This window comes from Streptomyces koelreuteriae, assembly GCF_018604545.1.
Lineage (GTDB): Bacteria > Actinomycetota > Actinomycetes > Streptomycetales > Streptomycetaceae > Streptomyces > Streptomyces koelreuteriae.
Genome location: NZ_CP075896.1, coordinates 6,870,196 through 6,887,384 on the forward strand (window position 1 = coordinate 6,870,196; position 17,189 = coordinate 6,887,384).

Here is a 17,189-nt window from a genome sequence, read left to right on the forward strand (position 1 = left end):
CGGGGGCCGTCCCCGTGACCACCGCCGTTGTCAGCCTCCGTCGACCTGCGGAGCGAGCAGCACCGGAAGCCGGGTCGTCCGGGGCTTCGCCGGAACCTCGGCCACGGCCCGGGGCAGCGCCTGTTCCACGCCGTGCACCACGGACAGATGGCGGTCGGCCCGCCCGAACGCCGTGTACACCCAGGGCCTGCTGAGCGCCTGCGCGGCATCGCCGGGCAGCACCACGACCACCGCGGGCCACCGGCTCCCCACCGCCTGGTGCGCGGTCAGCGCCCAGCCGTGCCGCACGGACTGCTCCACCCGCTCCTTCGGTACGACGACGGCCTCGCCCTCGCACGACAGATGGAGCCCCTCGGCGTCCGCCTTCACCACACGCCCCGGCAGCGCACGGCCCGGAACGGGGGAGTAGACGATCCGGTCACCGGGGTCGAAGCCGCCGAAGCGGCCCGGGCCCGGGTTGAGCCGCTCCTTCAACGCCGTGTTGAGCGCGCGGGTGCCGACGGCGCCGCCGTGCCCCGGTGTGATCACCTGGGTCTCCTCGGCCGGTACGCCGATCGCCCGCGGCACCGAGTCGACGACGAGCTGCACCGCCCGGTGCACCGCCTCGCCCGCGTCCCGCACCGGCACGATCACGACCTCCTTGCCGGGGGCCTCGACCTGGTTCAGCTCGCCGACGCCGATCCCCGAGACCAGCTCGCCCAGCGGCCCGGGATCCGGCCGCCGCGAGGCGATCTGCGGGCAGATCCGCGCCGCGAGCAGATCCGCGAAGACCCGGCCCGGTCCGACGGACCACAGCACCGCCGGGTCCCCGGCCAGCACCAGCCGCGCCCCGTCGGGCAGCGACTCCGTCAGCAGCGCCGCCGTCTCGACGTCCAGTTGCGGCGCGTCGAGCACGACGAGCAGATCGAGATCCAGCGCCCCCTCGGCATCCCGGCCGGGTCCTTCGAGGCCGGCCAGCAGCCCGGAGACGGTGGCGACGGGGGAGTGGTCCTCATCCGCTGCGCCGTCCGGACCGGAGCGCAGCAGAGCCGCGAAACGGTTCCGGCCGATCGGGCCATGGGCGGCTGCCCAGGCGCGCAGCCCGAGGGAGTGCGCGGCGGTCAGCAGCGCGGCCGGTTCGGCCAGGGACGCCTCCCCGCCGGTGTGCAGGACCAGGCCATGACCGGCGACCGCGCGCAGCAGCTCACCCGCCGACCCCTTCGCCGCGGCGGCCCGCTCCCACTCCTCGGCCGAACCGTCCTGCTTGGGCGCCGAGTTGACGAGCCGGGCCAGACCGTCGGCCAGGCTCTCCTCCGCGAGGGCGTACCGCTCCAGCCCGACCAGGACGCGGACCGGGCGCCCCTCGTCCTCAGAGTCGTCCTCCTCCGAGTCGTCCTGCTCCGCGTCGCTCTGCTGCGCCGGGGCCGGTGCGCCGGTCTCCTCCAGGGCGTCCTGGAAGACCAGCGCGTCACCCTCCGCGAGGGCGTCCTGCACCGCGCCGTCCGGTTCCGGAACGCCCCGCTGCGCCAAGGCCGCGAGGAGCGCCGGCATCTCCAGGGCGGTGTGCCCGGCCAGCGCGGCCTGCTCCAGGAGCCAGACGGTGACGGCCCGGCCCCGTCGCTCGTCGTCCGGGGCGCATTCGGAGCCGAGCAGGGCCCGCGCGAACCCGTCGGCCTGCTCGGGCCGCACGCCGGCGACCCGCAGCAACTGCCAGGGGTCCGCGCGCAGCCGCTCGTCCGCGCTCTCGCCGAGTGCCTCGGTCACCTGCGGCGCGAGCGTCTCCGGGGCGCCGCCCTCGCCGAGCACCCGCCCCACGGCCTGCACCGCCTCCGGCGCGGGAGCCGACGAAGCGGCGCTGGTCTCGGCCGACGGCACCGGCTGCGGTCGCCGTACCGGCTGGGCGGGGCGCCGGGGGGCGGGCGCGGGCTCTTCGAAGACCGTCGCGGACGGCTTCTCGCCGCCTTCCACGGCCCGTACGGCGGCGAGCAGATCGGCGGCCTTGCCGCTCAGCTTGGTGCCGCTCTCGATCGGTGCCTTCTCGGCCTTCCGCTGCTCGATGCGCTCCCGCTCGGCCTGCTGGGCCCGCAGCTCGGCCTCGGCCTCGGACACTTGACCGGCATCGGCCGCGCCCTCCTTGGCCTGCTCGGTCTCCTCGGGCTCCGCACCACCGGTCGGCGTCCCCGGCTCGGCGTCCTCCGTGGTCTCCGGCTCCGTGCTCACAGCGTGCTCCAGTCGTGATCGGGATAGCGGTGCACGGGCGCCGACACATCGTCGAGCGCCCGGCAGATCTCGTCAGGAAGACTAAGGGTCTCCACTGACAACGCGGCCGTGAGCTGCTGCGCGTTGCGCGCGCCGACGACGGGAGCGGCCACGCCCGGCCGGTCGCGGACCCACGCCAGGGCGACCTGGAGCGGCGTCACCGCGAGGCCGTCGGCCGCGGTCGTCACGGCGTCCACGATGCGGCTCGCGGTGTCGTCGAGGTACGGCGCGACGAACGGGGCGAGATGCTCCGAGGCGCCGCGCGAGTCCAAGGGCGTCGTGTCGCCCCGGTACTTGCCCGTCAGCACGCCGCGCCCGAGCGGGGAGGAGGGCAGCAGGCCGATGCCGAGGTCCAGCGCGGCCGGCAGCACCTCGCGCTCGACGCCGCGCTGGAGCAGCGAGTACTCCAACTGTGTGCCTGCCAGCCGGGTCCGGGTGCCGGGGGAGGCGAGCTGCCAGGTGGCGGCCTTGGCGAGTTGCCAGCCGCAGAAGTTGGAGACGGCGGCATAGCGGGCACGGCCGCTGGCGACCGCGAGGTCCAGGGCCTGGAGGGTCTCCTCCAGCGGGGTGTCCGGGTCGAAGGCGTGCACGTGCCACAGGTCGACGTAGTCGGTGCCGAGGCGGGAGAGCGAGGCGTCCAGCGCGGAGAGCAGATGTCCGCGGGAGCCGTCGAAGCGGCGGTCGGGGTCCGGTACGCTGCCGGCCTTGGTCGAGATGACCAGGTCACGGCGGGGCACCAGGCCGTCTATGAGTCGGCCGAGCAGGTACTCGGCCTCTCCGTCGCCGTACACGTCCGCGGTGTCGACGAGGGTCCCGCCCGCTTCCCAGAACGTCTTCATCAGGTCCGCGGCGTCGTGCTCGTCGGTGTCCCGCCCCCAGGTCAGGGTGCCGAGCCCGATCCGGGACACACGAAGGCCGGTGCGGCCGAGATGCCTCTGCTCCATGAACGCCGAGATTACTGGCCAGAACCTACGGTGTGGGGGGCTGTGGACGACGGATTTCCGCGCGCTATGGTCTGCGGACAAGGCACGTTACTGATCGGTAAGGGGAATCGGGATGCAGCTCGGTATCAACCTCGGCTACTGGGGTGCCGGCATGGACGCCGACAATCTGGCCGTCGCCCAGGAGGCCGACCGGCTCGGATACGCCGTCTGCTGGGCCGCCGAGGCCTATGGATCCGACGCCGCCACCGTACTGACCTGGGTCGCCGCCCAGACCGAACGGATCGACGTCGGCTCCGCGATCTTCCAGATCCCGGCCCGCCAGCCCGCGATGACCGCCATGACGGCCGCCACCCTCGACTCGCTCTCCGGCGGCCGCTTCCGGCTCGGCCTCGGCGTCTCCGGCCCGCAGGTCTCCGAGGGCTGGTACGGCGTCAAGTTCGACAAGCCGCTGGCACGCACGCGTGAGTACGTCGACATCATCCGCAAGGCCATGACGCGCGAGCGTCTGTCGTACGAGGGACAGCACTGGACGCTGCCGCTGCCCGGCGGCCCGGGCAAGCCCCTCAAGCTGACCGTGCACCCGCAGCGCGAGCACATCCCGCTCTACATCGCCGCGATCGGCCCGAAGAACCTCGAGCAGACCGGTGAGATCGCCGACGGCGCCCTGCTGATCTTCCCCTCCGCCGACCACCTCGAGGACACGGCGATCCAGTATCTGCGGGCCGGCCGTGAGAAGGCGGGCAAGACCCTCGACGGCTTCGACATCTGCCCGACCCTGCCCCTGGCCCTCGGCGAGGACAAGGACGTGGCCGTGCTCGCCGACACCTTCCGCCCCTACACCGCGCTGTACGTCGGCGGCATGGGCAGCCGCAAGCAGAACTTCTACAACCAGCTCGCCCAGCGCATGGGCTACGAGAAGGAAGCCGCCGAGATCCAGGACAAGTACCTGTCCGGCGACAAGCAGGGCGCGGCGGCCGCCGTGCCGCACGACCTGATCGACAAGACGACCCTGCTCGGTTCCGTGGAGCGCATCGCGGACCGGATGAAGGCTTACGCGGAAGCCGGTGTCACCACCCTGACCCTGGCTCCGGCGGGCTTCACGCTCGACGAGCGGATCGCGTCCCTGCGCGCCGGCAGCGAGGCCCTGGAGCGCGCCGGGCTCGCCTAGAAGATTTCTGCGGCCGTGGTGGGGGCTCGGGGGTCTTCCCCGCCACGGCCGTCACGCAGAACAACGCGGGGAGCAGCCGAGGGTTACGTCCTCCATTTGGCGGAGTTGTCCGTCGTACCTGTTGCAGCACCGCGCAGCCCGCACTTGACTCGTTCTTTGCGGAAACTGCGGAATCCTGCAGCACGCGCACGCGCGCGGGAGAGGTGCCCACGATGCTTTCGGCCAAGAGTCTGTTCCAGGAGATCCTCGCCAACGACGAGTCCTTCGCCCTGTTCTGCTCCATCGCCGCGAGCGGCGAGTCCCAGGGCGGCTGGGAGAACGCCCGGATCGCCGCGCTCGTCCCGGAGAGCGAGCGAGAACTCGCCCCCAAGATCACCCGCCACGGTGCCGACGAGGACAAGCACGGGCGGATCTTCAACGCCCTGATGAAGAAGCGCGGCCTCGACCCCGTCCCGGTCCCGCCGGAGACCGACTACACGATGCTCCTGGAGAAGAACGGCATCGGCCTCGCGCACGAGCAGCTGGGGCGTGACGAGCGGCTCGCGGTCCAGGACATCGTCACGTACCTCTCGCACAGCCGGGTCACCGAACAGCGCGCCTCCGAGCAGATGGATCTGCTCCGCAAGCACTTCGCGGACGACCCCGACATCGGCCGCGCGGTCAAGCAGATCTCGGGCGACGAGGACAACCACCTCGCCTACTGCCACGAGGAACTGCTGCGCTTCGCCTACGCGGGGCACGGCCGGGCCATCCAGCGGACCCTGCGCGAGTGCGCGCTCGCCGAGATCCGGGTCTACCGGGACGTCAGCCTCGCGGTCATGGCGAACATGGGGCGCATCCTGGGCTGGTCGAAGGCCAAGTCGGCGGTGCTCGCGGCGGGCATCCACGCGATGTACGCCTACGAACGGCTGGGCGGATGGCGCCGGATGGTGTCCCTGGAGATGCCCGAGCGCCGCGACGCCCTCGGCGGCCCGGCCTCCGCGGCACCCGAGTTCGCCTGAGACCAGCCGGTCTACAGCCACCCCCGGCGCTTGAACAGCCGGAACACCAGCACCTCCAGGACGACCATCAGCAGGACGAGGGCCGGGTAGGACCACTCCCAGCGCAGCTCGGGCATGTGCTCGAAGTTCATGCCGTAGATCCCCGCGACCATCGTGGGGATCGCGGCCATGGCCGCCCACGCGGAGATCTTCCGCATGTCGTCGTTCTGCCGGACGCTCATCTGCGCCAGATGCGCCGAGAGGATGTCCGACACCAGCCGGTCCAGGCCCTCCACGGACTCGTTGACGCGTGTGAGGTGGTCGCCGACGTCCCGGAAGAAGGGCCGGGCCCGGTCGTCCACGAACGGCACCGTCGCACCGGACTGCGCCGTGCCCGCGAGCCGGCTCACCGGCAAGGCCAGCGGTCCGGTCGCCCGGCGGAACTCCAGGACCTGGCGCTTGAAGTCGTAGATCCGGGAGGCGGTGTTCCGTGAGCCGCCGTCCAGCGGCGAGAACACCTCCGCCTCCAGCCCCTCCAGATCGGCCTGCAACTCGATCGCGACGTCCAGATAGTGGTCGACGGTGGCGTCGGCTATCGCGTACAGCACGGACGTGGGGCCGTTGCCCAGCAGCTCCGGCTCCTGCTCCAGCCGGTTGCGTACGGCCTTGAGCGGGGCGCCCTCGCCGTGCCGGACGGTGACGGCGAACGCGTCGCCCAGGAAGATCATGATCTCGCCGGAGGAGACGGTGTCGCTGCGCGGCTCGTACACCACCGGCTTGAGGACCACGAAGAGCGAGTCGTCGTACACCTCCAGCTTGGGCCGCTGATGGGCCTTGAGGGCGTCCTCGACGGCCAGCGGGTGCAGACCGAACTCCCGGGTGACATGGTCGAATTCGCGCTCCGTCGGCTCGTGCAGCCCGATCCAGACGAAACCGCCCGCCGTACGGGCCTCACCCAGGGCGTCGGAGAAGTCCTCGGGCCCCTCCGTCCGGTGTCCGTCGCGGTAGATGGCACAGTCGACGATCACGAGGCGAGTCTCCTGTCACTCGAACGACACCGTACGCGCGCGTGCGCCTACGCTGGATCGCATGCCCACGTTGATCCTCGTCAGGCACGGACGTTCCACCGCGAACACCGAGGGACTGCTCGCCGGCTGGACGCCCGGTGTCGCCCTCGACGAACGCGGCGCCGCGCAGGCCGCCGCGCTGCCCGGACGCCTCGCCGAACTGCCCCTCGCCGAGATCGTCGCCAGCCCGCTCCAGCGCTGCCAGGAGACGATCGGGCCCCTGCTGGAGGCCCGGCCGGAACTGACCCCGCACACCGACGAGCGCATCGGCGAGTGCCACTACGGCGACTGGTCCGGGCGCAAGCTCGCCGAGCTCAAGGACGAGCCCCTGATGGAGGTGGTGCAGGCGCACCCGTCCGCGGCGGCCTTCCCCGGCGGCGAGTCGATGCGGGCCATGCAGACGCGTGCCGCCGAGTCGGTGCGCGAGTGGAACGCGCGCGTGGAGCGCGACCACGGCGCCGACGCCGTCTACCTGATGTGCTCCCACGGCGACATCATCAAGTCGCTCGTCGCCGAGGCACTCGGACTTCATCTGGACCTCTTCCAGCGGATTTCCGTCGAACCGTGTTCCATCACCGCGATCCGTTACACACGACTGCGGCCGTTCCTCGTCCGCCTCGGCGACACCGGCGACTTCACGTCCCTGGTGCCGCGTGAGGAGGCGCCGGGCGACGACGCCCAAGTCGGGGGTGGTGCGGGCGCACCGTGATCGTTCGCCGCAGTAGGGTGAAGCGGTCGCAGCAGTGCCGTTGTCACACGGCCCCCACGATTCCAATGGAGACAGGACGTGTCCCGTCAGGTGTTCCTCTACGACCATCCGGAGCGTTTTGTGGCCGGTACGGTCGGGCTGCCCGGGCGCCGTTCGTTCTTCCTCCAGGCTTCGGCCGGCACCCGGGTGACCAGCGTGGCCCTGGAGAAGACCCAGGTCGCCGCGCTCGCCGAGCGCATGGACGAGCTCCTCGACGAGGTCGTACGCCGTAGCGGAGGAAGCGCCTCCGTCCCCGCCGTCGCACCGACGGAGATCAACGACAGCGCCCCGCTGGACACCCCCGTCGAGGAGGAGTTCCGGGTCGGCACCATGGCGCTCGCCTGGGACGGCGACGAGCAGCTCATGATCGTCGAGGCGCAGGCGCTCGTCGAGCTCGACGCCGACTCCGAGGAGGACCTCGCCGAGGCCGAGGAGCGGCTGCTCCAGGACGAGGAGAACGGGCCGCCGATGCTGCGGGTCCGGCTCACCGGCGCGCAGGCGAGGGCCTTCGCCAAGCGCGCCCTCGACGTCGTCAACGCCGGGCGGCCGCCGTGCCCGCTGTGCAGCCTCCCGCTCGACCCGGAAGGACACGTATGTCCGCGCCAGAACGGATACCGCCGCGGAGCGTGACACCTCCCGAGGACCCCGCCGAGCCGCAGGCCTCCGCCGAGCTGCTCGCCCGGGGCGAGATCACCGTACGCGGACGCATCCGTGACGCCTCCAACGCCGCCCTGTACTGCACGGTGGCCTACGACGGCCAGGAGGCGGCCTGCGTCTACAAGCCGGTCGCCGGGGAGCGGCCCCTGTGGGACTTCCCCGACGGGACCCTCGCCCAGCGCGAGGTCGCCGCGTACGAAGTCTCCGAGGCGACCGGCTGGGGCCTCGTCCCGCCCACCGTGCTGCGCGACGGCCCCTACGGCGAGGGCATGTGCCAGCTGTGGATCGAGGCGGCGCCGGACGCGGAGCTGCTCGCCCTGGTCGACGGGGAGGAACCGGAGCCGGGCTGGAAGGCGATCGGGTTCGCCGAGGTCGGGGAGGGCCGTACCGCCCTGCTCGTGCACGCCGACGACGAGCGGCTGCGGCGGCTCGCGGTGCTGGACGCCGTGATCAACAACGCCGACCGCAAGGGCGGGCACCTGCTGCCCACCGGCGAGGGGCGGTTGTACGGGATCGACCACGGGGTGACCTTCAACGCCGAGAACAAGCTGCGGACCCTGCTGTGGGGCTGGGCGGGGGAGCCCTTCACCCCGGAGGCCGCCGACGTCCTCGAAGGGCTCAGGAAGGGTCTGGCGGAGGGCGGGGCCCTCACCGCGCGGCTGGAACCGCTGATCACCGCCGTAGAGATCGACGCCGTACGCGCGCGTGTCGGTGCGCTGCTCGCCTCGGGGACGCATCCGGAACCGAGCGGGGAGTGGCCGGCGATTCCCTGGCCACCCGTGTAGAAGCACAGAGGTCGAGGTCGCGCAAGAACGCCTTCTCGGCCGTCCGGACCGCTCCCATTCGTATATGGAACTGCAGTCCGGTTACGCTCATGACATGCATGCCTGGCCCGCTTCCGAGGTCCCCGCCCTGCCTGGTCAGGGCCGCGACCTGAGGATCCACGACACCGCGACCGGCGGCCTCGTCACCCTCGACCCCGGTCCCGTCGCCCGTATCTACGTCTGCGGCATCACCCCGTACGACGCCACCCACCTGGGACACGCGGCGACGTACAACGCGTTCGACCTCGTGCAGCGCGTGTGGCTCGACACCCAGCGGCAGGTTCACTACGTCCAGAACGTCACCGACGTCGACGACCCGCTCCTGGAGCGGGCGCAGCGCGACGGCATCGACTGGGCCGCCCTCGCCGAGAAGGAGACGGTCCTCTTCCGCGAGGACATGACGGCCCTGCGGATGCTGCCGCCGCGGCAGTACATAGGAGCCGTCGAGGCGATACCGGGCATCGTCCCGCTCGTCGAGCGGCTGCGGGACGCGGGCGCGGCCTACGAACTCGAAGGGGACGTCTACTTCTCCGTCGAGTCCGACCCGCACTTCGGCAAGGTCTCGAACCTCGACGCCGAGGCGATGCGTCTGCTGTCCGCCGAGCGCGGCGGCGACCCGGAGCGGCCGGGCAAGAAGAACCCCCTCGACCCGATGCTCTGGATGGCGGCCCGTGAGGGCGAGCCGAGCTGGGACGGCGGATCGCTCGGGCGCGGACGGCCCGGCTGGCACATCGAGTGCGTGGCCATCGCCCTCGACCACCTCGGCATGGGCTTCGACATCCAGGGCGGCGGCTCGGACCTCGCCTTCCCGCACCACGAGATGGGCGCCTCGCACGCCCAGGCCCTCACCGGCGAGTTCCCCATGGCCAAGGCGTATGTGCACGCCGGCATGGTCGCCCTCGACGGCGAGAAGATGTCCAAGTCCAAGGGCAACCTGGTCTTCGTCTCCAAGCTGCGGCACGACGGCGTCGACCCGGCCGCCATCCGGCTCGCGCTGCTCGCCCACCACTACCGCGCCGACTGGGAGTGGACCGACCAGGTCCTGCGGGCCGCCGTCGCCCGGCTCGGCCGCTGGCGCGCCGCCGTGTCCCGGCCCGACGGCCCGGCCGCGGAGGCGCTCGTGGAGGAGATCCGCGAGGCCCTCGCGAACGACCTGGACGCCCCGGCCGCGCTCGCCGCGGTCGACCGCTGGGCCGCCCTCCAGGAGGAGAGCGGCGGCACGGACATCGGCGCTCCCGGTGTCGTGTCCCGGGCGGTGGACGCGCTGCTGGGCGTAGCGCTGTAGCCGAGAACAGAGAGAGGGGCGCTTCCCGGCCGGGAAGCGCCCCTTCTGCTGTGTCTGTGTGCCTCAGTCCTCCGACGACTCCTCGTCGTCCGTGCCCGGCTTGGGCTGGGCCGAGGACTCCCCGTCGTCCGTGCCCGCCTTGGGCGGCTTCGGCGGTCGGGTACGGCCGCTGGGGCTGTCCCGCAGATACGACGTGCTGTCGCTGCCGTCCGCCGTCGCGTGTCCGCCGGAGGCGGTCGGTCCGCCGCCGTCCCGGCGTCTCAGATAACGCTCGAACTCGCGCGCGATGGCCTCGCCCGAGGCCTCCGGCAGCTCGGCGGTGTCCCGGGCCTCCTCCAGCGACTGGACGTACTCGGCGACCTCGCTGTCCTCGGCGGCGAGCTGGTCCACGCCCACCTGCCAGGCGCGCGCGTCCTCGGGCAGCTCGCCCAGCGGGATGCGCACGTCGATCAGGTCCTCCAGGCGGTTCAGGAGAGCCAGCGTGGCCTTCGGGTTCGGCGGCTGCGACACGTAGTGCGGCACCGCCGCCCACAGCGACACGGCCGGCACGCCCGCGTGGGTGCAGGCCTCCTGGAGGACGCCCACGATGCCCGTCGGGCCCTCGTACTTGGTCTCCTCCAGGTCCATGCGGCGGGCCAGGTCGGCGTCGGACGTCGTCCCGCTGATCGGCACCGGACGGGTGTGCGGAGTGTCGCCGAGCAGGGCGCCCAGGACCACCACCAGCTCCACGCCCAGTTCGTGCGCGAAGCCCAGCAGTTCGTTGCAGAACGAGCGCCACCGCATGGACGGTTCGATGCCCCGGACGAGCACGAGATCACGCGGCTTGTCCCCGCCGACCCGGACCACCGACAGCCGTGTCGTCGGCCAGGTGATCTTGCGGACGCCCGCCTCCATGAACACCGTGGGGCGGTTCACCTGGAAGTCGTAGTAGTCCTCGGCGTCCAGCGCCGCGAACACCTCGCCCTTCCATTCCCTGTCGATATGCGCGACCGCGGTGGAGGCGGCGTCGCCGGCATCGTTCCAGCCCTCGAACGCGGCCACCATGACCGGGTCGACCAGCTCGGGAACCCCCTCGAGCTCGATCACCCAGTGCCTCCTTCCGACGTACCCTCGCGAACGCCCCAACCTTACGGCGTGCCAAGGGGGCGCCCGCAGCCCCCTCGCAGGGGGAGTGACCCCATCACTGCCCCGTGATCCGCCCCTGAACACCCCGGATTCATCCGAGCTGTCCGTGAGGCTGCGGTCACAGCGTGGAGCGCAGCCACTGCTCCACGCTCGCGATGTGCACGGTCGCCCACGAGCGCGCCGCCTCGGCGTCCCGGTCGCGCAGGGCGGCGAGGATCGCCCGGTGCTCGCGCAGGGTGCGGCCCACGGCGTCCTCCTGGGTGAGGCCCCGCCAGATCCGGGCCCGGGTGGTGGGGCCGGACAGCCCGTCGAGCAGCGAGCACAGCACGGAGTTGCCCGAGCTGTGCACGATGCCCCGGTGGAACTCCAGGTCGCAGGCGACGAGATCCTCCACGGACGGGGCGTCGCCGAGCTTGTCGAGCTGGGCCGTGAGCGCGTCCAGCTGCTGCTCGCTGATCCGCAGCGCGGCCATGGCCGTCGCGGCCGGCTCCAGGATGCGGCGTACGGCGAGGAACTCCAGGACCGTGTCGTCGCGGTGGAAGTCCACGACGAAGCTCATGGCCTCCAGCAGGAGTTGCGGATCGAGGCTCGTCACATAGGTGCCGTCGCCCTGGCGGACGTCCAGGATCCGGATGAGCGACAGCGCGCGGACGGCCTCCCGCAGGGAGTTGCGGGACAGGCCGAGGTCGGCGGCGAGTTCGCTCTCCTTGGGCAGCCGGTCGCCCGGGCGCAGCGCCCCGGAGACGATCATTCCCTTGATCTTCTCGATCGCCTCGTCGGTGACTGCCATGGTCGGCCTCCTGTCGCCTAAGACCTCCGACGTATCACGTCATTATGCGGCCACGGACACAAGGAAGGGGCGGCTCCGTCGGCGGGGAGCCGCCCCTTCGTGCACGAGGCCCGTATCGCGCCTACTTCTTGTCGAGCAGGTCCTGGACCTTGGCGCGGACGTCGTCCGTGGCCAGGCCCCGGATCGTCAGCGTCGTCCGGCGGCGCAGCACGTCGTCCTGCGTCTCGGCCCACTCGTGGTCCCGGGCCCAGGCGACCTGCGCCCAGATCTCCGGGGCGTCCGGGTGCACGCGCTCGGCGAGCTCCGGGTTGTCGTTGGCCAGGCGGGCGATGTCGAACGCCAGCGAGCCGTAGTGCGTGGCCAGGTGCTTGGCGGTGTCGGCTCCCATGCGGGGGCCGGGCGCCGGGCGGTCGGTGAGCAGCCGGTGGGCGACCGCGCGCGGGTTGGCGATGCCGGGCAGCGGCAGCTTCTTCGGCAGCGAGCTGATCGGCTCGAAGTCGTCGCCCAGGGGGTGGCCCGGCAGCGACTCCAGCTTCTGCATGATCGTCCGGCCGATGTGCCGGAAGGTGGTCCACTTGCCGCCCGCGACGGACAGCATGCCGCCCCGGCCCTCGGTGACGACCGTCTCCCGCTTGGCCTTGGAGGTGTCGCCGGGGCCGCCCGGCAGCACCCGCAGGCCCGCGAAGGAGTAGGTGATGAGGTCGCGGCTGAGCTGCTGGTCGCGGACGGAGAAGGCGGCCTCGTCGAGGATCTGGGATATGTCCTTCTCGGTGACCGAGACATCCGCCGGGTCGCCCTCGAACTCCTCGTCGGTGGTGCCGAGGAGCAGCATGTCCTCCCAGGGGAGGGCGAACGTGATGCGGTACTTGTCGATCGGGGTGGCGAGCGCGGCCTTCCAGGGGGAGGTGCGCTTCAGGACCAGGTGCGCGCCCTTCGACAGCCGGATGGACGGCGCGGCGTTCGCGTCCTCCATCTTGCGCAGGTGGTCGACCCACGGGCCGGTCGCGTTCAGGACCAGCCGGGCGCTGACGCCGAACTCGTCGCCCGAGAGGCGGTCCTTCAGCTCGGCGCCCGTGACACGGCCCTTGGTGAAGCGCAGGCCCGTCACCTCGGCGTGGTTGAGGACGACCGCGCCCGCCTCCACGGCGCCGCGGACCGTCATCAGCGCCATGCGCGCGTCGTTCATCTGGTCGTCGCCGTACACGGCCACGGCCTTGAGGTTCTCGGTGCGCAGCTCCGGGACGTCCTGCGCGGCCTTGGCCGGCGAGAGCAGGTGTCCGACGCCGTCACCGAAGGCGGAGAGCGCGGAGTAGGCGAAGACGCCCGCCCCGAGCTTCGCCGCGCCGTGCGGCCCGCCCTTGTACACGGGGAGGTAGAAGGTGAGCGGGTTCGCCAGGTGGGGGGCCACCTGGCGGGAGACCGCACGGCGCTCGAAGTGGTTCTCCGCCACCAGCTTCACCGCGCCGGTCTGCAGGTAGCGCAGACCGCCGTGGAGCAGCTTGGAGGAGGCGGAGGATGTCGCGCCGGCGAAGTCGCCGGCGTCGACCAGAGCCACCCTGAGGCCGGACTGCGCGGCGTGCCAGGCGGTGGAGATGCCCAGGATGCCGCCGCCGATCACGAGAAGGTCGTACGACGCCTTGGCGAGCTGCTCCCTGGTCTCGGCTCGGCTCGGGTTCGAGCCGGAGGCCGGGTGCGTCCCCAGGGCAGGCACGGACTGCAGGGTGGACTGAGTGGTCATGCTGTTTCTTACTCCTCGTCCTCGAGCCAGCCCATGGTCCGCTCGACGGCCTTGAGCCAGCTCTTGTACTCACGGTCGCGGATTTCCGCGTCCATGCGGGGGGTCCACTCGGCGGCCCGGCGCCAGTTGGCGCGCAGGTCGTCGGTGCTGTTCCAGAAGCCGACGGCGAGGCCGGCGGCGTAGGCGGCGCCGAGGCAGGTGGTCTCGGCGACCATCGGGCGCACCACGGGGGCGTCCAGGAAGTCCGAGAGCGTCTGCATCAGCAGGTTGTTGCTGGTCATACCGCCGTCGACCTTGAGGGCGGTCAGCTCGACGCCGGAGTCCTTCGTCATGGCGTCGGCGATCTCCCGCGTCTGCCAGGCGGTGGCCTCCAGGACGGCGCGCGCGAGGTGCGCCTTGGTGACGTACCGGGTGAGGCCGGCGATCACACCGCGGGCGTCGGAGCGCCAGTACGGGGCGAACAGGCCGGAGAAGGCCGGCACGAAGTAGGCGCCGCCGTTGTCCTCGACCGACAGGGCGAGGGTCTCGATCTCGGCGGCGGTGGAGATCAGGCCCATCTGGTCGCGCATCCACTGCACCAGCGAGCCGGTGACGGCGATCGAGCCCTCCAGGGCGTAGACCGTCTTCTGGTCGCCGATCTTGTAGCCGACGGTGGTCAGCAGGCCGCTGTACGAGTTGATGATCTTGTCACCGGTGTTCATCACCATGAAGGTGCCGGTGCCGTACGTCGACTTGGTCTCGCCCTCGGCGAAACAGGTCTGGCCGAACAGGGCAGCCTGCTGGTCGCCGAGCGCGGAGGCGACCGGGATGCCGCCGAGCAGGTCGCCCAGCGTGCCGCCGGTGATCTCGCCGTAGACCTCGGCGGAGGAGCGGATCTCGGGCAGGACCTGCTTCGGGACGCCGATGGACTCGCAGATCTTCTCGTCCCACTGCATGGTGTGCAGGTTCATGAGCATCGTGCGGGAGGCGTTGGTGACGTCCGTGACGTGCTTGCCGCCGTTGACACCGCCGGTCAGGTTCCAGATGACCCAGGTGTCCATGGTGCCGAAGAGGATGTCGCCCGCCTCGGCGCGCTCCTGGAGGCCGTCGACGTTCTCGATCAGCCAGCGGGCCTTGGGGCCGGCGAAGTAGGAGGCGAGGGGCAGGCCCGTCTCGCGGCGGAAGCGGTCCTGGCCGACATTGCGGCCGAGCTCGCGACAGAGGGCGTCGGTGCGGGTGTCCTGCCAGACGATGGCGTTGTGGACGGGCTCACCGGTGTTCTTGTCCCACAGCACGGTCGTCTCGCGCTGGTTGGTGATGCCGATGGCCTTGATGTCGTCGCGGGTGATGCCGGCCTTGGCGATGGCCCCGGCGACGACCTCCTGGACGTTCGTCCAGATCTCGGTGGCGTTGTGCTCGACCCAGCCCGGCTTCGGGAAGATCTGCTCGTGCTCCTTCTGGTCGACGGAGACGATCCGGCCGTCGCGGTCGAAGACGATGCAGCGGGAGGAGGTCGTGCCCTGGTCGATGGCGGCGATGAAGGGGCCGGCGGTGTGCGCGTCGGTCACTGTGTGCTCCTGGAGGTTTCCGTGTTTATGGGGCTTTACGTACGGCGCGTGCCGAGAGTTTCGCGAGAGCGCGAGGATCTCTAGGCGAACGCGACGTTGTAGATGCCTGCCGCGAGGGCGCCGCCGATCAGCGGACCCACCACGGGGACCCAGGCGTAGCCCCAGTCGGAGCCGCCCTTGTTGGGCAGCGGCAGCAGGGCGTGCACGATACGCGGACCGAGGTCACGGGCCGGGTTGATCGCGTACCCCGTCGGGCCGCCGAGGGACAGACCGATGGAGACCACCACGAGCGCGGTGATCAGGGCACCCAGGGTGCCCAGGCCGTTGCCCTTGTCGTTCAGGCCCTGGGTGAGCACGGCGAGCACCAGCACGATGGTGCCGATGATCTCCGTGGCCAGGTTCTGCCAGGCGACCCGGACCTCGGGCCCGGTGGAGAAGACGCCCAGCACGGGGCCGGCGCCCTTCTCCTGCGCCTCGACGGCCTTGGCGGTCGTGGCCTGCGCGCCCGGACCGCCGACGATCTCGCGGTCGGTGAGGTGGGCGTGGAACTGACCGTAGTAGGCGATCCAGACCAGACCCGCGCCGATCATGGCGCCGAGCACCTGTCCGGCCCAGTAGACCGGGACGTTCTTCCAGTCGCCGTCCTTGATGGCGATGGCCAGCGTCACAGCCGGGTTCAGATGGGCGCCGGAGAGCGGCGCCGTGGTGTAGACCGCCGTGAGCACCGCGAAGCCCCACCCGAAGGTGATGGCGAGCCAGCCGGCGTTGCGGGCCTTGGAAGCCTTCAGTGTGACGGCGGCGCAGACTCCGCCGCCGAGGAGGATGAGTATGGCGGTACCGATGGTCTCGCCGATGAAGATGTCGGAGCTGGACACCCGCGACTCCTTTGTCCTTCGTCCAGGGGGGAAGTTCGATACCGGCCTGGCGTTGTCCCACTCTAGCGCGTATTGCCGGTAGCTGTTCGACAATGTCGACCGATGGACGGGAGTCTTGCTTCGGGGTTACGAGCACGTCAAGGGCTCTGTAGTCGAAAACACGATCGTTACTGATCGCTGCCCGTCCCATGGGTGTCCGACGCCCGCAGGCGCGGACATGCCGAGGACCGGAACGCCGTACGGCGCCCCGGTCCCGCTGTGAGCTCTCAGAACCGCCCGGCGCCCAGGTCCCGCGACACCGCGCGGGCACAGTCCCGGACGGCCGCGATCAGCTCCGGCCGCACCGCGCCCTCCTCGTCGGACCGGCACAGCCGCTCCACGGCGCCGGTGATGCCGACCGCGCCGACGGGCATGCGCCGTCTGTCGTGGATGGGTGCGGCGAGGGAGGCGACGCCCTCCCAGGTCTCCTCGACGTCCGCCGCGTAGCCACGCGCGCGCGTGAGGTCGAGGATGTGCTCGAAGTCCTCCGGCTCGCACACGGTCCGGTCGGTGAACGCCTTGCGGTCGTTCTCCAGGGCCTCGCTGTGCGCCACCGGGTCGTAGGCGGACAGCACCTTGCCCAGGGCCGTGGAGTGCAGCGGCTGCATGGCCCCGATCTCCAGGACCTGCCGGCTGTCGTCGGGCCGGAAGACGTGGTGCACGATCAGCACGCCCTGCTGGTGCAGGACGCCCAGATAGACGCTCTCGCCGCTGGAACGGGCCAGGTCGTCGGCCCACACCAGGGCGCGCGCCCGCAGCTCGTGCACATCGAGGTAGGTGGTGCCCAGGCGCAGCAGCTCCGCGCCGAGCTGATAGCGCCCGGAAGCGTCGTCCTGCTCCACGAAGCCCTCCTGCTGGAGGGTGCGCAGGATGCCGTGGGCGGTGCCTTTGGCCAGGCCCAGCGACGAGGCGATGTCCGACAGGCCGAGCCGTCGCTCGCCGCCCCCGAGCAGCCGCAGCATCGCGGCCGCCCGTTCGAGCGACTGGATGTTCCGTGCCATCGCCGTACTGCCTCCGTCCCCTTCGACCGCCGACAAGCGGCGCCGCAGCCCTTGTTCGGCAATGTCGAACACTACCGGTCGTTGCCGACCTCTCGCTAATGGCGGGACGCCATTTGTTGCGTCACAGGCGGTTCAGGTCCGGGTTCATCGGACGCCCGACGGC

Annotated in this window: 15 protein-coding genes; 6 read left to right on the forward strand and 9 right to left on the reverse strand. The window is 71.3% G+C overall.

Features of this window, described 5'->3' with window-relative positions:
- Positions 1-30 precede the first annotated feature (30 nt).
- On the reverse strand, positions 31-2,199 hold the full coding sequence (locus KJK29_RS30970; RefSeq protein ID WP_215122475.1) for an ATP-dependent DNA helicase: 2,169 nt from the start codon (positions 2,197-2,199) through the stop codon (positions 31-33).
- The gene (locus KJK29_RS30975) at positions 2,196-3,182 is read right to left on the reverse strand and encodes an aldo/keto reductase (protein WP_215122476.1); all 987 of its coding nucleotides are present in this window, start codon (positions 3,180-3,182) and stop codon (positions 2,196-2,198) included. Before KJK29_RS30975 ends, KJK29_RS30970 begins: the two co-directional genes overlap by 4 nt.
- 112 nt (positions 3,183-3,294) lie before the next feature.
- Here KJK29_RS30975 and KJK29_RS30980 point away from each other — a divergent pair, with 112 nt between their 5' ends.
- Both KJK29_RS30980 and KJK29_RS30985 read left to right on the forward strand, forming a co-directional pair.
- A complete protein-coding gene (locus KJK29_RS30980; RefSeq protein ID WP_215122477.1) occupies positions 3,295-4,350 on the forward strand; it encodes an LLM class F420-dependent oxidoreductase in 1,056 nt (351 codons plus the stop codon).
- Between the two features lie 212 nt (positions 4,351-4,562).
- Positions 4,563-5,351, forward strand: coding sequence for a ferritin-like domain-containing protein (locus tag KJK29_RS30985; RefSeq protein WP_215122478.1), 789 nt, complete (start codon positions 4,563-4,565; stop codon positions 5,349-5,351).
- An 11-nt stretch (positions 5,352-5,362) separates the two neighbouring features.
- On the opposite strand, the gene KJK29_RS30990 is transcribed toward KJK29_RS30985, so the two are convergent.
- Positions 5,363-6,358: a magnesium and cobalt transport protein CorA gene (locus KJK29_RS30990; RefSeq protein WP_215122479.1), complete on the reverse strand. Its 996-nt coding sequence runs from the start codon at positions 6,356-6,358 to the stop codon at positions 5,363-5,365.
- Positions 6,359-6,419: 61 nt separating this feature from the next.
- Between KJK29_RS30990 and KJK29_RS30995 the strand changes: the two genes are divergently transcribed.
- The 4 genes from KJK29_RS30995 (at position 6,420) to mshC (ending at position 9,911) form a co-directional block, all read left to right on the forward strand.
- On the forward strand, positions 6,420-7,106 hold the full coding sequence (locus tag KJK29_RS30995) for a histidine phosphatase family protein (RefSeq protein ID WP_215122480.1): 687 nt from the start codon (positions 6,420-6,422) through the stop codon (positions 7,104-7,106).
- Positions 7,107-7,184: 78 nt separating this feature from the next.
- Complete coding sequence (locus tag KJK29_RS31000) at positions 7,185-7,775, forward strand: DUF3090 domain-containing protein (protein WP_189726597.1); 591 nt, start codon at positions 7,185-7,187, stop codon at positions 7,773-7,775.
- On the forward strand, positions 7,739-8,587 hold the full coding sequence (locus KJK29_RS31005; protein WP_215122481.1) for an SCO1664 family protein: 849 nt from the start codon (positions 7,739-7,741) through the stop codon (positions 8,585-8,587). Before KJK29_RS31000 ends, KJK29_RS31005 begins: the two co-directional genes overlap by 37 nt.
- A gap of 94 nt (positions 8,588-8,681) precedes the next feature.
- Positions 8,682-9,911 (forward strand): cysteine--1-D-myo-inosityl 2-amino-2-deoxy-alpha-D-glucopyranoside ligase, encoded by a 1,230-nt coding sequence (gene mshC, locus KJK29_RS31010; RefSeq protein ID WP_215122482.1) that lies wholly within the window; start codon positions 8,682-8,684, stop codon positions 9,909-9,911.
- Positions 9,912-9,974: 63 nt separating this feature from the next.
- Here mshC and KJK29_RS31015 read toward each other — a convergent pair whose 3' ends face one another.
- The 6 genes from KJK29_RS31015 to KJK29_RS31040 form a co-directional block, all read right to left on the reverse strand.
- Positions 9,975-10,997, reverse strand: coding sequence for a PAC2 family protein (locus KJK29_RS31015; protein ID WP_215122483.1), 1,023 nt, complete (start codon positions 10,995-10,997; stop codon positions 9,975-9,977).
- A gap of 157 nt (positions 10,998-11,154) precedes the next feature.
- Positions 11,155-11,826, reverse strand: a complete 672-nt coding sequence (locus KJK29_RS31020; protein WP_189726593.1) for a FadR/GntR family transcriptional regulator — start codon at positions 11,824-11,826, stop codon at positions 11,155-11,157.
- Positions 11,827-11,947: 121 nt separating this feature from the next.
- The gene (locus tag KJK29_RS31025; protein ID WP_215122484.1) at positions 11,948-13,564 is read right to left on the reverse strand and encodes a glycerol-3-phosphate dehydrogenase/oxidase; all 1,617 of its coding nucleotides are present in this window, start codon (positions 13,562-13,564) and stop codon (positions 11,948-11,950) included.
- An 8-nt stretch (positions 13,565-13,572) separates the two neighbouring features.
- On the reverse strand, positions 13,573-15,111 hold the full coding sequence (glpK, locus tag KJK29_RS31030; RefSeq protein ID WP_215122485.1) for a glycerol kinase GlpK: 1,539 nt from the start codon (positions 15,109-15,111) through the stop codon (positions 13,573-13,575).
- A gap of 80 nt (positions 15,112-15,191) precedes the next feature.
- Complete coding sequence (locus tag KJK29_RS31035; RefSeq protein WP_215122486.1) at positions 15,192-15,986, reverse strand: MIP/aquaporin family protein; 795 nt, start codon at positions 15,984-15,986, stop codon at positions 15,192-15,194.
- A gap of 266 nt (positions 15,987-16,252) precedes the next feature.
- Entirely contained in the window at positions 16,253-17,026 is a 774-nt protein-coding gene (locus tag KJK29_RS31040; RefSeq protein WP_215122487.1) for an IclR family transcriptional regulator, read from the reverse strand.
- Between the last annotated feature and the right edge of the window lie 163 nt (positions 17,027-17,189).

Excerpts from the sequence above, each read along its gene's own strand:
- mshC (WP_215122482.1), top strand. The coding sequence starts at position 8,682 with ATGCATGCCTGGCCCGCTTCCGAGGTCCCCGCCCTGCCTGGTCAGGGC.
- KJK29_RS31005 (WP_215122481.1), top strand. The coding sequence starts at position 7,739 with ATGTCCGCGCCAGAACGGATACCGCCGCGGAGCGTGACACCTCCCGAG.
- KJK29_RS30975 (WP_215122476.1), bottom strand. The coding sequence starts at position 3,182 with ATGGAGCAGAGGCATCTCGGCCGCACCGGCCTTCGTGTGTCCCGGATC.
- KJK29_RS31020 (WP_189726593.1), bottom strand. The coding sequence starts at position 11,826 with ATGGCAGTCACCGACGAGGCGATCGAGAAGATCAAGGGAATGATCGTC.
- KJK29_RS31040 (WP_215122487.1), bottom strand. The coding sequence starts at position 17,026 with ATGGCACGGAACATCCAGTCGCTCGAACGGGCGGCCGCGATGCTGCGG.
- KJK29_RS31025 (WP_215122484.1), bottom strand. The coding sequence starts at position 13,564 with ATGACCACTCAGTCCACCCTGCAGTCCGTGCCTGCCCTGGGGACGCAC.
- KJK29_RS30995 (WP_215122480.1), top strand. The coding sequence starts at position 6,420 with ATGCCCACGTTGATCCTCGTCAGGCACGGACGTTCCACCGCGAACACC.
- KJK29_RS30985 (WP_215122478.1), top strand. The coding sequence starts at position 4,563 with ATGCTTTCGGCCAAGAGTCTGTTCCAGGAGATCCTCGCCAACGACGAG.
- KJK29_RS30980 (WP_215122477.1), top strand. The coding sequence starts at position 3,295 with ATGCAGCTCGGTATCAACCTCGGCTACTGGGGTGCCGGCATGGACGCC.